This window comes from Streptomyces griseorubiginosus, from assembly GCF_017614965.1.
GTDB lineage: Bacteria > Actinomycetota > Actinomycetes > Streptomycetales > Streptomycetaceae > Streptomyces > Streptomyces griseorubiginosus_B.
In genome coordinates, this window is sequence record NZ_WVUG01000090.1 from 1 (window position 1) to 14,262 (window position 14,262).

At 69.5% G+C, this 14,262-nt stretch carries 12 protein-coding genes; 2 read left to right on the plus strand and 10 right to left on the minus strand.

Going from position 1 to position 14,262, the window contains the following annotated elements; genetic code table 11:
• On the plus strand, positions 1–775 hold a 775-nt coding region (locus GRC12_RS18660), incomplete at its 5' end, for a polysaccharide lyase family protein (RefSeq protein ID WP_244373232.1).
• A 265-nt stretch (positions 776–1,040) separates the two neighbouring features.
• On the plus strand, positions 1,041–3,134 hold the full coding sequence (locus tag GRC12_RS18665) for a family 43 glycosylhydrolase (RefSeq protein WP_244373233.1): 2,094 nt from the start codon (positions 1,041–1,043) through the stop codon (positions 3,132–3,134).
• Here the strand turns inward: GRC12_RS18665 and GRC12_RS18670 are convergent.
• From GRC12_RS18670 to GRC12_RS18715, 10 genes are all read right to left on the minus strand, one after another.
• Positions 3,127–3,924, minus strand: a complete 798-nt coding sequence (locus GRC12_RS18670) for an HAD family acid phosphatase (RefSeq protein ID WP_208780442.1) — start codon at positions 3,922–3,924, stop codon at positions 3,127–3,129. The genes GRC12_RS18665 and GRC12_RS18670 overlap by 8 nt on opposite strands.
• Positions 3,925–3,963: 39 nt before the next feature.
• Entirely contained in the window at positions 3,964–5,076 is a 1,113-nt protein-coding gene (locus tag GRC12_RS18675) for a right-handed parallel beta-helix repeat-containing protein (protein ID WP_208780443.1), read from the minus strand.
• 50 nt (positions 5,077–5,126) lie between these two features.
• Complete coding sequence (locus GRC12_RS18680; protein WP_208780444.1) at positions 5,127–6,143, minus strand: pectinesterase family protein; 1,017 nt, start codon at positions 6,141–6,143, stop codon at positions 5,127–5,129.
• Between the two features lies 1 nt (position 6,144).
• Complete coding sequence (locus GRC12_RS18685) at positions 6,145–7,269, minus strand: pectinesterase family protein (RefSeq protein ID WP_208780445.1); 1,125 nt, start codon at positions 7,267–7,269, stop codon at positions 6,145–6,147.
• Between the two features lie 69 nt (positions 7,270–7,338).
• A complete protein-coding gene (locus GRC12_RS18690; RefSeq protein ID WP_208780446.1) occupies positions 7,339–8,652 on the minus strand; it encodes a pectate lyase family protein in 1,314 nt (437 codons plus the stop codon).
• Between the two features lie 224 nt (positions 8,653–8,876).
• Complete coding sequence (locus GRC12_RS18695) at positions 8,877–10,220, minus strand: ABC transporter substrate-binding protein (protein ID WP_208780447.1); 1,344 nt, start codon at positions 10,218–10,220, stop codon at positions 8,877–8,879.
• Positions 10,221–10,389: 169 nt separating this feature from the next.
• Positions 10,390–11,235 carry a PmoA family protein gene (locus tag GRC12_RS18700; RefSeq protein ID WP_208780448.1) on the minus strand — a complete coding sequence of 282 codons (846 nt, stop codon included), beginning with the start codon at positions 11,233–11,235 and terminating at the stop codon, positions 10,390–10,392.
• The gene (locus GRC12_RS18705; protein ID WP_208780449.1) at positions 11,232–12,374 is read right to left on the minus strand and encodes a Gfo/Idh/MocA family protein; all 1,143 of its coding nucleotides are present in this window, start codon (positions 12,372–12,374) and stop codon (positions 11,232–11,234) included. Before GRC12_RS18705 ends, GRC12_RS18700 begins: the two co-directional genes overlap by 4 nt.
• A gap of 43 nt (positions 12,375–12,417) precedes the next feature.
• Positions 12,418–13,302, minus strand: a complete 885-nt coding sequence (locus GRC12_RS18710; protein ID WP_208780450.1) for a carbohydrate ABC transporter permease — start codon at positions 13,300–13,302, stop codon at positions 12,418–12,420.
• A complete protein-coding gene (locus tag GRC12_RS18715; RefSeq protein WP_208780451.1) occupies positions 13,299–14,237 on the minus strand; it encodes a carbohydrate ABC transporter permease in 939 nt (312 codons plus the stop codon). The genes GRC12_RS18710 and GRC12_RS18715 overlap by 4 nt, the downstream gene beginning before the upstream one ends.
• Positions 14,238–14,262: the final 25 nt, after the last annotated feature.

A 14,262-nucleotide genomic window follows, 5' to 3' on the forward strand; every position in this document is an offset into this window, starting at 1 on the left:
GGTGGCGGGTGTCGGGCTCAAGGGCATGGACGCCAAGTACGCCTACACCGTGGGGTTCGCCAACAAGGACGCCCAGTACTGGGTGAGGGCGGCGGCCGGCACCGGTGCCTTCTCCTGCAACGGGATGCTCCCGGGGACGTACACGCTCACCGTCTACAAGAACGAACTCGCGGTCCACACCGAGTCGGTGAAGGTCACCGCGGGCGCCACGACGTCCCTGCACACCCTCGCCCTCACCGGCGACCCCTCCGCCGCGGCCACCGTCTGGCGGCTCGGCGACTGGGACGGCACGCCCGGCGAGTTCAAGAACGCCAAGCTGATGACGTACGCGCATCCGTCCGACGCCCGGGCCGCGAAGTGGACCGGCGACGTCACGATCGGCGGCGGCGAGGCGGCGTCCTTCCCGGCGTACATCTGGAAGGACGTCAACGACGGCGTCCTGGTCTACTTCAAGTTGACCAAGGCCCAGGCGGCCGCCGCGCACACGCTGCGGGTCGGGGTGACGGACGCCTTCTCGGGCGCGCGGCCCCGGGTCACCGTCAACGACTGGGTTTCGGCCATTCCCACAGCGCCCTCACAGCCCTCGACGCGCTCTCTCACCACGGGCTCGTACCGGGGAAACAACCACACCTTCACTTTCAGCGTCCCTTCCAGTGCGTGGAAGACGGACGGACGTCAGTACAACGTGCTGAAGATCAACGTCGTGAGCGGTTCGGGCGGCACAGGGTTTCTGAGCGCCGGGACCTCGTTCGACTGCCTGGACCTGCTGGCCTGAGCCCCCCTCGGCCAGCAGCCGCCGACTGAGCCCCCCTCGTCGGCGAAGGGACGCCCCGCCGGTGACGACCGGCGGGGCGTCCGTGTCTTACCAGGCGCGTCAGCGCTGACGCCGCTGTCCCAAGTCGTTTCTTGAAGACGCCGCCGGTGAAGCTACGCGCTCCAGTCGCCCCATGGCCGAAAGAGGTTGCCGTAGGGCTGGGAATCCCTTGAAACTCTCATGGAGCCACATCGCACCCAACAGAAACAATCACATTCCGACAGGATTGCCTGTGAACCACCCCAAGTACGCCGGCTATCTCTTCGTCTACTTCACCGGCGAGGACACCGCCGACGGCGAACAGATCCGCTACGCCCTCAGCCGCGGCGACGACCCGCTGCACTGGCGGGAGCTGAACCAGGGCAGGCCCGTCCTCGCCTCCGACGTCGGCCAGAAGGGTCTGCGCGATCCGTTCGTGATCCGCTCCCCCGAGGGGGACAGGTTCTATCTGCTCGCGACCGACCTGCGCATGTACGGCGACAGCAGCGGGAGTTGGGACGAGGTCCAGCGGCACGGCAGCACGTCGGTCATGGTCTGGGAGTCCACCGACCTGGTCCACTGGACCGACCGGCGCCTGGTGCGGGTCGCCCCGGACAATGCGGGCAACGTCTGGGCGCCGGAGGCCTGTTGGGACGAATCCCTCGGCGAGTACGTCGTCTTCTGGGCGTCGAAGCTGTACGCCGACGACGATCCGGCCCACTCGGCCGACACCCACAACCGCATGATGTACGCGACCACGAAGGACTTCCGCACCTTCGGCGCGCCCCGGATCTGGTCCGACCCCGGCCACTCGGTGATCGACTCGACGGTGATCCGGCACGGGGACACGTACTACCGCTTCACCAAGGACGAGCGCGACCCGTCCTCCGGCTCCCCCGGCTCGAAGTTCATCACCGCGGAGAAGTCGACGAGCCTGACCGCGAGCACGTACGACTTCGTCGGCGACCGCATCGGCGACGGGTCGGTCGAGCACGGTGAGGGGCCGACGGTCTTCCGGTCCAACACCGAGGAGAAGTGGTACCTGTTCATCGACGAGTACGGCGGGCGCGGTTACGTCCCGTTCGAGACCACCGACCTCGACTCCGGCACCTGGACGATGTCCGTCAACCACCAGCTGCCGACAAGTCCCCGCCATGGCACGGTACTTCCAGTGACGCGCGAGGAGTACGACCGACTGCTGGCCGCGTACCCCGCCACTCCCGCGTCGGTGGTGGACGTGACGGCGACGGGTCAGCGGGCCTACGCCGTCGTCACGGAGGCGTCCTCGACGGTCGTGCTGCCGATGGAGCCGGACGCCGATCTCTCCTGCCTGGCACCGGAGTTGGCGGTGGCCGAGGGCGCGACGCCGACCCCCGCGTCCGGTACGGCCCGCGACTTCCGCACCCCGCGGACGTACACCGTGACCGCCGCCGACGGCACCCGCACCTGGACCGTCGAAGCCGTCCGCACCGGCGGTCCGGTCCTGCCCGGTCTGACCGCCGACCCGGACGCGCACCACCTGGACGGCCGGTACTGGATCTTCCCGACGACGGACGGCAACCCGGGCTGGGGCAGCACGAGTTTCCGGGCGTACTCCTCGCCGGACCTGGTCCACTGGGAGGACCACGGGGTCGTTCTCGATCTGGGGACGGACGTCTCCTGGGCGGACTCTTACGCGTGGGCGCCCACGATCGCCGAGCGCGACGGCAGGTACTACTTCTACTTCTGCGCCGAGCAGCAGATCGGCGTCGCGGTGGCCGGCTCTCCGGCCGGCCCTTTCACGGACGCCCTCGGTGAACCGCTGGTGGCCAAGGGGCAGTTCAGCGGCCAGATGATCGACCCGGCCGTCTTCACCGACGACGACGGGACGTCGTACCTCTACTGGGGCAACGGGCACGCGTACGTCGTGCCGCTGAACGACGACATGACCTCGTACGACCCGTCGAAGGTCGAGGAGATCACCCCGCGCGACTTCCGCGAGGGTTCCTTCGTCGTCAAGCGCGAGGGCACGTACTACTTCATGTGGTCCGAGGACGACACCCGCAGCGAGGACTACCACGTGGCATGCGCGACGGGACCGTCCCCGCTCGGCCCGTGGACCGAGCGGGGGACGATCCTGTCCAAGCGCCCCGAGTACGGCATCCTCGGCACCGGCCACCACTCCGTGGTGAAGGCGCCCGGCGCCGACGAGTGGTACGTCGTCTACCACCGGTTCGCCCTGAACGGCCCCGCAAGACCCGGCGGGGACGGCATGCACCGGGAGACGGCCATCGACCGGCTGTGGTTCGCCGCGGACGGTACCCTTCAGCCGGTCGTGCCGACCCTGGAGGGCCTCAGCTGACGAAGTACGTCGGGTTCGGCAGCTTGTAGGTGCGGTCGGCGTAGCCGCCGTCCAGGTCGGAGTACTGGTCGCCGAAGTTGGCGACGATCTCGTACCCGAGGTCGTCCTCGATGTGCTGGCGCGTGCCGGACTTGTACTGCACGGTCGTGCAGGTCCAGGTGCCGGGGGTGGCGCAGGAGCTCAGGTACGACGGCGGGTTGGCCTTGTCCTTGAGGAACATGTGCGCGGCGTCGAGGTTCACGTCGGCGCCGATCTTCTTCAGGTTCTCCACGGCGGCGGCACGCTGCGCCTCGCTCAGGCCGGAGTTGTAGAAGACCTCGACCCCCTTCTTCGCCGCGTACTGGACCAGCTCGGCGCTGCCGAACACGCCCGGCCGGTCCGCCTTGTTCACGTAGTCGGCCCAGGTGGTGCCGTTGTACGTGTAGTTGTAGCGCTTCTCGTAGTCGAGGCTGAGCAGCAGCGTGTCGTCGATGTCGAAGACGACGGCGGGCTTCTCGCCCCGGTGGTGCGCCTTGCGGGCCGCCCGGTCGATGTACTTGCGGGCGGCGGCGTCGATGTGCGCCAGGTCCTGGGCGTACGGGCTGGTCGGGGACGCCTGGTACACGCCGCCCGCGTCCGCGGTGGTGCCGTAGTAGGTGTCGATGTCCTTCACCAGGAGCCCGATGTTGTAGGGCTCGTGCGTGGAGTTCGCGGTGGACTGACCGGCCGTGGCCGCGCCGGCGCCGTACAGGGCGGCACCGGCGAGGGCACAGGTGGCGGCGACGGCCACGAAACGCAGTGACTTATGCATGACAGGTTTCTACGCGCGTCACCGACCTTCCGTCAACGTTCAGTTCATGGTGGCGCCGATCGTCGTACTGCCGGTGGTCAGGAACGTGGTGGCGGGCAGGGAGCCGTCCGACGCGCGGGCGTTGTAACAGCTCGACGCGTCCGTCGACTTGAAGGCCGGCGTCGAGATCCCCGAGTCCCAGTTGTTGCCGGCCGAGGTCACCGAGGAGCCCTTGCTCACCGAGCCTCCGCCGTTGCTCACCGCCAGGTTCTTGCCGAGTTTCGCCGCGCCGGTGGCGAAGTAGTAGCCCCACTTGCTGTTGGCGTACGCGGTGGTGCGGTTGATGACGATCGCCCCGGTGTTGGAGTTCTCGGTGAACCCGTTGCCCGCGTTGCCCCAGGCGGCCGAGTTGTTGACGACATGGGCGACGGTCACCCCGTTGCCCCCCAGCTTGAACCCGTTGCCGTTGCCCTCGAAGGCGGAGTCGCCCCAGCGGTTGACGCCGTTGCCGAAGGACCAGGTGTGCTCGATGGTCACCGGCGAGGAGAAGGACCACAGGTCGATGCCGTCGTCCGAGTTGTTGTAGAGGCGTGCCCCGGTGACCAGGTTGCCGCTGCCGGATCCGAACTTGATGGCGACGCCGTCGGCGTTCTGGCCGTGTCCGGCGGCGTCGTAGTTGCCGTAACTGTCCAGGTTCTTCACGATGTTGTTCACCGTGCCGTCTCCGGTGAGCGTGAAGCCGGAGTCGCCGCCGTTGATGGTCCTGACGTTGTTCCAGTTGGTGCCGGTGCAGGACTGGCAGACCACCGCGCTGTCCGGGGAGTTCTGGAAGGTGATGCCGGAGACGTTCCAGTAGTCGGCGGTCAGCTTGAAGATCCACGAACCGGACGGCAGCGAGGACCCGTCGATCTTCACGGTCTCCGAGCCGTACGCGGTGAGCGTGATCGGCGCCGAGGAGGTGCCGTTGGCCGTGGACTGCAGGGTGGCCGTCGGGTAGTAGGTGCCGCCGCGGACCTGGATGACGGTCCCGGCGGTGGCGTTCTTGATGGCGTTGGTCAAGTCGGTCGAGTTGCTGACGACCACGGTCGCGGCCTGCGCCTGGCCGGGGAGCACGGCGAGTCCGGTACCGAGCGCGAGCGCGACGGTGAGGGTGAGAGCGGTACGACGAGACATGGAGTGCGGTCCTTTCGTCGTTCTGTCGAGGGGGGACGGGTGTCGGCGCCTCAGGGACGCCAGTCGCCGAGGTAGGCCGCCGGGGTGTGCGACCGGGCCTCGGAGTCGGTGAGCTGGGGCCGGTTCCCGGGGACGGAGATCACGGCGCCCGGACCGGTGTTCCGGTACTCGCGGAAGCGCATGGACTGCCAGGGTTGGGCGTCGCGCATGTTGGTGTAGGGGGCGACCGGGTCGACGCCGGGCCCGATCCAGGTGTCCCGGACGACGAGCGAGGGCCGGGCGGTGGTCTCGTACGACGGCACCCAGGGCCGCGCCAGCTTGTACGCGCCGTCCTCGGCACCGGAGGTGATCCGGGAGCGGACGGCGAGGATGCCGTACGGGTTGGCGCGGGCCGTGGAGGGGGCGAAGACCATGCCCTTGGGGGTGAAGTCGACGTCCCGTGCCAGGGTGCGGAAGTGGCAGCGGTCGAACACCGCGGTGGCCCGCCCGAAGACGAAGTCGACGTCGCCCTCGATGTAGCAGCGCCGGAAGCACTGCCGGTCGAAGGCGTCCAGCGCGGTCGTGTCGACGAAGAGGGTGTCCTGGTGGGCCAGCAGCCGGACGTTCTCGAAGAGCGTGCGGTCGCCGTAGGTGTACGCGGCGACCGCCTGGGTGCCGGTGATGTCGGGATGGTCGGCGCGCAGCCAGTCGTTGGCCAGGGTCAGGTCGCGGACGGTCAGTCCGGGGGCCGCCGAGGTGAAGGTGGCCGAGCCCGCGGTGCCGTAGGTGGTCCCGTCCGGCTTCTTCGTCCCGTTCGCGTGGTCGAAGACGATGACCGCGGCGCGCGGATCACGGACCGCACCGCGCACGGTCAACTCGGCTGCCTGCGCAGGGATGTTGACGACCTCGCGATACGTCCCGGGGTGCACGACGATCGTCCAGCCGGGTCCGTCCACGCGGTCGACGGCCGCCTGGACCGACTCCCCCGGACGGACGTGCAGGATACGGCGGCCGCCGGCGAGGGCGGGTCCGGCGGCTGCGGTGAGCAGACCGCCGGTGATGGCCGCCAGGAAGGTGCGTCGGCGCATCTCAGCAACCCTCCTTCCAGGGCGCCCAGTCGCCCAGGTAGATCTCCCGGGTCGCCGACTTCGCTTCGGTGGCGCCGAGTTGGGGCCGGTTCCCGGGGACGGAGATCACGGCGCCCGGACCGGTGTTCCGGTACTCGGCGAACCGCTGGTCCTGCCAGGGATGGGTGTCCGACATGTTGGCGTAGGGGGCCACCGCGTCGATGCCGGGGCCGAGCCAGGTCTCGCGGACGGTGAGCATCGGACGGGCGGTGGGGTCGGAACCCGGCACCCAGGGACGGGCCAGCTTGTAGGACCCGTCCGGAGCCTCGCTGCTCACCCGGCTCCTGGTCACCAGGTAACCGCGCGGGTTGGCGACCGCCGTGGAGGGCGCGAAGACGAAGCCGTAGGGCGCGGCGGCGAGGTCGGTGCGGTTCAGGGTGCGGAAGTGGCAGTGCTCGAACACCGCGCTCGCCCGTCCGAAGACGAAGTCGACGTCGCCCTCGACGTAGCAGTGCGCGAAGTACTGACGGGCGAAGGCGCCGAGCGCCGTCGAGTCGGCGTACAGGGTGTCCTGGTGGCCGAGGAAACGGCAGCCGATGAACGAACTCCGGTCGCCCTGCACCTTGATGGCGACCGCCTGGGTTCCGGTGATGTCCGGGTGGTCGGCGCGCAGCCAGTCGTTGGCGAAGGTGATCCAGCGGGCGGTGAACCCGTCGGCCTGCACGGTCGTCGTGGCCGATCCGGAGGTGCCGTAGGTGCCGCCGCCGGGCTTGGGGGTGCCGTTGGCGTTGTCGTGGACGATCACGACGTCACGGGGGTCCTCGGAGGCGCCGATCCAGGTGGGCTCGGTGCGGGTGGTGTCGAGGAGGACCGTCTCCCGGTAGGTCCCGGGGGCGATGACCAGCGTCCGGCCGCCGCCGCTCGCGGCGGTCACGGCGGCCTGGACGGAGGTGAAGTCGCCGCGGCCGTACGGGTCGACGTACAGGGTCCCCGGGCTGAGACGGCGGTGCGGCGAACCGTACCGGCCGAAGGGGCGCGCTCGCTCGGCGGCTCGCGCGGGGGCTGCGGCGAGGCCGAGCGCGGCGGCGCCCCCGGCACCTGCGACGAGGAATCTCCTTCTGGACAGGGGTGGTTGGGGCGAGGGCATGCGGGTGCTCCTTCGCTGTGTGGCTGTGGGGAGGGGTGGCCGGGGCGCCGAGCGCCCCGGCCGGATGCGTCAGCGCAGCTCGCCCGCGCCCGCGCAGTGGTCGACGATCGCGGGGATCGCCCTGGCCGGATCGACCTTGGTGCGCAGGGTCGGCGTCCAGCCCGCGCCCGACTGGAGGATCTCGCCGGGCACCTGGGCGTTGTGGACGGCGATCAGGTCGGTCGGCTGCCCGTTGACGTAGTTGTCGTCGGCGGTGAGCGGCGCCTCCTTCCACTTCTTCAGGATCGAGCCGGCCCGCACGCCCTCCGGCAGCGTGAACGCGTTGTGCTCGGCGACGAGTTGGGACTCCATGCCGATGCCGTAGCTGTAGCCGTAGCCGTCGCCCGCGACGAAGTGGTTGTTGTACGAGTCGACCTGCCCGAAGCGCACCCGTGGCGCCCGCTCCACCAGGTCGGCGAACAGGTTGTGGTGGAAGGTGACCTTCAGGTGGCCCCGGTCCACGGCAGCGGTCGACGCGCTGTCGCTGTTGCCGATCAAGATCGTCTTGTCGTGCTCCTCGAAGACGTTCCAGGAGGCGGTGACGTAGTCGGCGCCCTTGACGATGTCGAGTTCGCCGTCGTGCTGCTCGTAGACGCGCCCGTAGTAGTACGGCAGCGTGCTGTCCGGGTGGTCGCCGTCGGTGAACGTGTCGTGGTCCATCCAGACATGCGTGGAGCCGTAGATCACCGCGCTGTCGTACTCGGAGTTCCAGTTGCCGTCGGCGGTGTCGGTGGGGTCCCACTGCGGGAAGCAGTCGAGCGGGCTCTCCAGGCGCAGATTACGCATGATCACGTTGTCGACGCCCTTGATCTGCAGGCTGGCGCCCTTGAAGCCGGCGTCCTTGCCGATGCCGATGATCGTGGTGTTGGCCGGGACGAACGCCTCGACGTAGGCGGTCTGGTTGGCCTGCGAGGCCCGGCGCAGACCCTCGGGGCTGTCGTCGGGCTCGGCGTCCAGGTTCTTCTCGCGGCCCCAGACCGCCGGGTCGTAGGTCTGCAGATAGGTGGCGAAGTCGTAGCCCGGCGCCTCGAACGAGGCACAGCTCGGCCCGTCGGCGTCGATGGTGCCCTTCACCTTGATGATCTTCGGAGCGCTGCCGCCGGCCGCGAGCGCGGCCTTGAAGCCGGCCCAGTCGGTGACGGTGGAGACGTGCGCGGCGTCGGCCGCCGAACCGCCGGTGGTGCCGGTCCCGTAGGAGGCCCAGCCGTCCCTGGCGGCGAGCGTCTGCCGCCCGAGGTCCCGTCCCTGTGCCTGGGCGGTGGCGGTCCCGGTGACCCCGAGGACCAGGGCGGTGCAGCCCACGACCGACGCTATGACGCGTCCATGACATATCTGTGTACGCACTGTGCGGCTCTCCTCAGCTTGCGGTTGGCCAAGTGATCCAGGAGGTGGGTATCTCCTCGTGCAGCCGGACGACGTCAGCGTGTTGTCCTGCTCGGTGTCCGTGCAGTCGAAGAACGGCTTTCAGGGGCGCGGGGCCGTACCGATGTGCGGCTCCGCCGCGTGGGCGCGACCGGCCACAACGGCTCGCAGCCGCGCCCACGACCGAAACCACCCGAGCCCTGCGGTCAGTGGTTCTGCTTCCAGTCCGCCTGAGCCTTGTTCAGCTGATCGGCCAGCGTGTCCAGAAACGCCTTCGCCGTCATCTTCCCCAGCAGTACCTTCTGGAAGTTCGGCTCGTTGTCGGCCTTGGAAATGGTGTTCCAGTCCGGCAGGTAGTACGGCAACTGCACGATCGTCGTGTCGCTGCCGTTCAACGCCTCCGCCGCCAGCTTCGTCGGCTCGGCCTTCTGGATCCACGCGTCCTGCGCGGCCTCCGTGTTCGCCGGGATCTGTCCGGCCGACCGGTTGAACTTCGAGTTCTCCTCGTGCGAGACGGCGAACTCCACGAACTTCCACGCGGCCGCCTTGTTCTTGCTGGACTTGAAGACGCTCATCCCGTCGACGGGATTGGAGATCTGCACCCGCTTGCCGTCGTCCAGCGTCGGGTTCGGCAGCCCCCGGAACCTGTCCGCCCCCAGCGCCTTGAGATGGTCCTGGTACGAGCCGAGATTGTGGCTCAGCATCCCGATCGTGCCGCTGTCCCACTGCGCGACCATCTTGGTGAAGTCGTTGTTGACGTCGGCGGACGGCGTGTCCTTCTTGTACAGCGCGACGTACTTCTCCAGCGCGGCCACGACCTTCGGGTCGTTGACCGTGGTCTTGTCGCCGTTCCAGAACGAGGTGACACCGCTCTGGCTGTACGCCGCGTCCAGGGCCGGCGCGATGGACCCCTCGCCGCCCCGGATGGTGAACCCGAACTGGTTCTTGCCCTTGTTCGTGAGCTTGTCGGCGGCCGCGTAGAACTTCGACCAGGTCGTCGGCGCCTCCAGCCCGGCCTTCTGGAACAGGTCGGTGCGGTACCAGAGCACGCCGTTGTTGGAGGAGGTCGGGATCTGGTAGAGCGCCTTTCCGCCCCCGGCGGCCCGGCTGCTGTCCAGCAGCTTCTCGCTCAGCTCGCCGTTCAGCGAGCTCTTCGCCAGCCGGCTGTCCAGCGGCTCCAGCGCGCCCTGGACCGCGACCTCGGCGAGCATCGCGGTGCCCACCCCTCCGACGTCGGGCAGACCGCCGCCCTGGATCGCGGTGTCGTACTTGGACTGGGCGCTGGCGGCGGGAATGCCGACATAGTTGACCTTGATGTCCGGGTTCTTCTTCTCGAAGTCGGCGATGATCTGCTTCCAGATGTCGGTGCGGACACCGCCGTTGTTGTCCCAGAAGGTGATCTCGCCCTTGCCGGAGCCCTCGTTGCCCTTGTCCCCCGCGCTGCCGCTGCCGTCGTCGCCGCAGGCGGTGGCGGTCAGCGCGAGCACGGAGCCCAGGGCGACGGCGATGGCGGCGCGGCGGCTTCTGCGGTTGCGGATGCTGGTCTTCATCGGTCGGCTCTCTTCTTCTGGATCCAGCGGAGCTGTGACGTTGTGGGGGGACGTCCTCGGTGCGGGTAAGCGCTTGCTACGGAGGTGCGTCATCGGGCCTCCAACAGGCGTGCGGGAGTGGGTTACAGAGGGTCGATCCTGAAGTGCGTGAAGGGTGCCGTCCCGGTCGTCACCGGCTCACCGCCTTGCGGACCAGTGCCGCGGCCTCGCCCCGGCCCAGGCGGCCGTCGGCGACGACGGTCACCACCCGCCGTACGACCGTGTCCCCCGGCTCGATCGGCAGCCGCTCCTCGGACGCCAACGACGAGCCCACGCCCGGGTATTCGGCGGTGCGCACGAACCACGGGTCACGGCGGGTGGCGTCGGTGGCGCCGGTGAAGACCAGCGTCCAGCGGGAGCCGCGGAGCGCCAGCCAGTCGGCGCGGGTGCCGTGGACCTCGGGCTCGCCCTCGCGGTCGGGAGTGAAGACGTGCGGGGCGTCCCGCTCCTTGCGGGCGCGCCAGAAGAAGCCGCCGTACGCGGCGCCGGGGCGGCCGTTGGTGGCGGGGCTGCCGATGGACAGCGGGCCGGAGGTCACGTTGGTGAGGGAGAAGGTGAAGTCCAAGGCCCAGGCGGAGTCCGTGAGTTCGGTGGCGGCCACGGTCCGGCGCTCACGCAGCAGTTCGCTGCCGGAGGCGACCCAGCGCAGTTGCTCGACGAATCCGCCCGGGTCGCGGAGCTGGAAGGAGGTGTGGCGCTGGGCGCCGTGGTCGTCCAGCTCGGTCGGCCCCCGGTCGCGGACGTACGTCCGCCCGCCCCAGAAGTTGTGCCCCTCGACGTCGGGAACGGCGACACCGACGCCGAGGTGGTGTGGGTGGTCGGCCGGGCTCAGCTCCGTGACGGCCGTGCCGGCCAGGGTGGTGACGGGGTGCAGACAGGGGCGCGGGGAGAGCCGGGCGGGCAGTTCGGGCCGGGTGACGTAGCGGCCGACCGGGCGGCCCGCGACGCGCAGGACCGGGGAGTCGTTGGTCGTCATCTGCTCACCTCTTTCGCCGGCGCCCAGACGGCGCCGAGCTCGGAGTAGAGGGCGAGGGTGTCGGCGCACGCGGCGACCAGGCCGTCGACGCCGGTCACGGCCCTGCGGTCCTCGCCGGGGATCCGGTGCCAGGCCTCAGGTGGCAGCGGGGCCGGGTCGGGCGACTGTCGAATCGCTTCAACGACCCGCATGAAAGCGCCCGTCGACTCGGGCGTGACCAGCAGCTCGACGCCGTCGGTGAGATGGCCGACCAGGTTCTCCAGCAGATCGGTGCGGCCGTACTCGTACTCCTCGGGGCCGTGGCCGGCGCGCTGGAGCAGGACGCGGTCCTGCTTGTACCAGAAGGTGATCCGGCCGCTGGTGCCGTGCACCAGGACGTACGGCTCGTCGGGGTGCTCGGCGCACAGGGTCGCGGCGACGGTGACCGGGCGGCCCTGGGCCGTGCTGATCCGGACGCAGGAGGTGTCGTCGGACTCGATGTCGTTGGCGCGCAGCAGTTCGAGCTCGATGTCGGTGACGTCCCCGGCGCGGGAGGAGCCGTTCAGGGCGAGGGCGGTGGCGACCACGTGGGCGAGGGGGTTGGTCAGCACGCCGTCGACGACGTCCACGCCGTTCAGGCGCCGCCTGCCGGCCCAGGGGGCCCGCCGGTAGTACGCCTCCGCCCGCGCCCACGCCCCGGCTCCGCCGACCCCGACCAGCTCGCCGATGCTCCCCTCGGCGACCATCTCCCGGATCGCCGGTACGGCGTGCGAGCCCAGCGACTGGAACCCGATCTGACAGACGACCCCGGCCTCGGCGATCCCGTCCGCCATCCGCCGGAACTCGGCGTACGAGGGCGCGGGCGGCTTCTCGAGGAGCAGGTGCACGCCCCGGCGCGCGGCCGTCAGCGCCAGGTCGGTGTGGGTGGGGATGGGCGTGCAGATCACCGCGATCCGGGCGCCGGTCGAGTCCAGGAGGGCGCCGAGGTCCGGCGACTGCTCGGGTGTGCCGAGGCCCTCGGGGATCTCGTCGGCGGTCAGCGGGGTCAGCTCGCAGATGCCCGCGAGCCGGACGATCCCCTTGTCCTGCAGCCGGCGGATGTTGTCCAGGTGCCGGCGGCCGTGGCCGCGCGCGCCGGCGAGGACGATGTCCGTGCTCACGGGAGCCTCCCCGTGCCGGAGGCAGGGGGTGCCGGACGGGGCCTCATCCCTTCACCGCCCCCGCGCTGAACCCGGTGATCAGCCACTTCTGGATGAACGCGAAGACGATCACCACGGGTACGGCCGCGATGATGCCGCCTGCGGCGAGCGCGCCGAGGTCGACGCTGTCCGCGCTCATCAGGGTGTTGAGACCGACCGGGATGGTCTGCTTGCTCTGGTCGGAGAGGAACATCAGGGCGAACAGGAAATGGTTCCAGGCGTGCACGAAGGCGAAGGAGCCGACGGCGATCAACCCGGGCCGCAGCAGCGGGAGGACGACGATCCGGAACGCGGTGAAGCGGTTGCAGCCGTCGACCCAGGCGGCCTCCTCCAGGGAGTAGGGCACGTTCCGGATGAAGCCGCTGATGAGGATCATCGACAGGGGCAGCTGGAAGACGGTCTCGGCGATGATGACGCTGCCGAGGGAGTTGATCATCCGCAGGTTGGCGAAGATCTCGAAGAGCGGGACCAGCAGCAGGGCGCCCGGCACGAACTGGGTGCAGAGCAGGGCCAGCATGAACGCCTTCTTGATCCGGAAGTCGAACCGCGCGAGCGCGTAGCCGCCGGCCAGGGCGACCAGCGTGGTCATCACGAGGGTCGCGATGCCGACGAGGACGCTGTTCTGGAAGTAGGTGCCGAACGCCCGCTCGTTCCAGACCTTGCCGAAGTGGTCGAAGGTCATGGGCCAGGGCACGAGGGAGGTCGAGCCGGCCGGGCGGAGGGCGAAGAGGAGGATCCAGTAGAAGGGGATCAGCGTGAAGAGGAGGTAGATCGACAGGGGCAGATAGATGTGCCATCGGGGCACCTCGTCCCAGGCGCGGCGCCTGCCGTGGGGACGGGTCGGCCGGGTCTCCACCCGCTCGGGCGCGGGCGCGATGTCGGTGATCACTTCTCTCCACCTCCGAACTTGCTCAGCCGCAGATAGACGATCGAGCAGAAGAGCAGGATCACGAAGGCGACCGTGGTCAGGGCCGACGCGTAGCCGAAGTTGTGGGCGTCCACGCTGGTGTTGGCGATGTAGAGCGGAAGGGTGGTCGTCTCGCCCGCCGGCCCGCCGCCGGTGAGGGTGTAGAGCAGGTCGACGTTGTTGAACTCCCACACCGCGCGCAGCAGCGTCGACAGGACGATGGCGTCCTTCAGGTGGGGCAGGGTGATGTGCCAGAACTGCTTGAGGCGGCCGGCGCCGTCGACCTCGGCGGCCTCGTAGAGGTCCTTGGAGACGGACTGGAGGTCGGCGAGGATGAGGATCGCGAAGAAGGGGACGCCTCGCCAGAGGTCGGCGACCACCGCCGCGGGGAAGACGGTCGAGGTGTCGGAGAGCCAGCTCGTGCCGTAGGAGCCGATGCCGGCGTCGGCGAGGTAACGGGTGATGCCCGTCTGGGAGTTGTAGAGCAGGACCCAGATCGCGGAGGTCAGCACGCCGGAGACGGCCCACGGGGAGAAGACCAGCGCGCGGCCCAACGCCCGCCCGACGAAGGTCTGGTTGACGATCAGCGCGAGCGCGAGACCGAACAGCAGTTGCAGGCCGACCTCGACGACGACCCACTTGGCGCTGAAGGTCAGCGTGTCCCAGAACTGGGTGTCCTTGGTGAAGATCTGGACGAAGTTGTCGAAGCCCGCGTAGCCGTTCCGCCACGGCTTGGTGGGGTTGTAGTTCTGCAGGCTGTAGTAGAAGACGCTGAGCACCGGGTAGGCGATGAAGCCCAGCATCAGCAGGGCGGCCGGAGCGATCAGCAGGTAGGGGAGCCTGCGCGGGGTGGCGGAGGCACGGCGCCGCCGCCTGGGTGGCGCGGGCGGTTTCGCCACGGCTGCGGCTTGGGCCATGACAGGGGCTCCGTTCGCTTGCGGT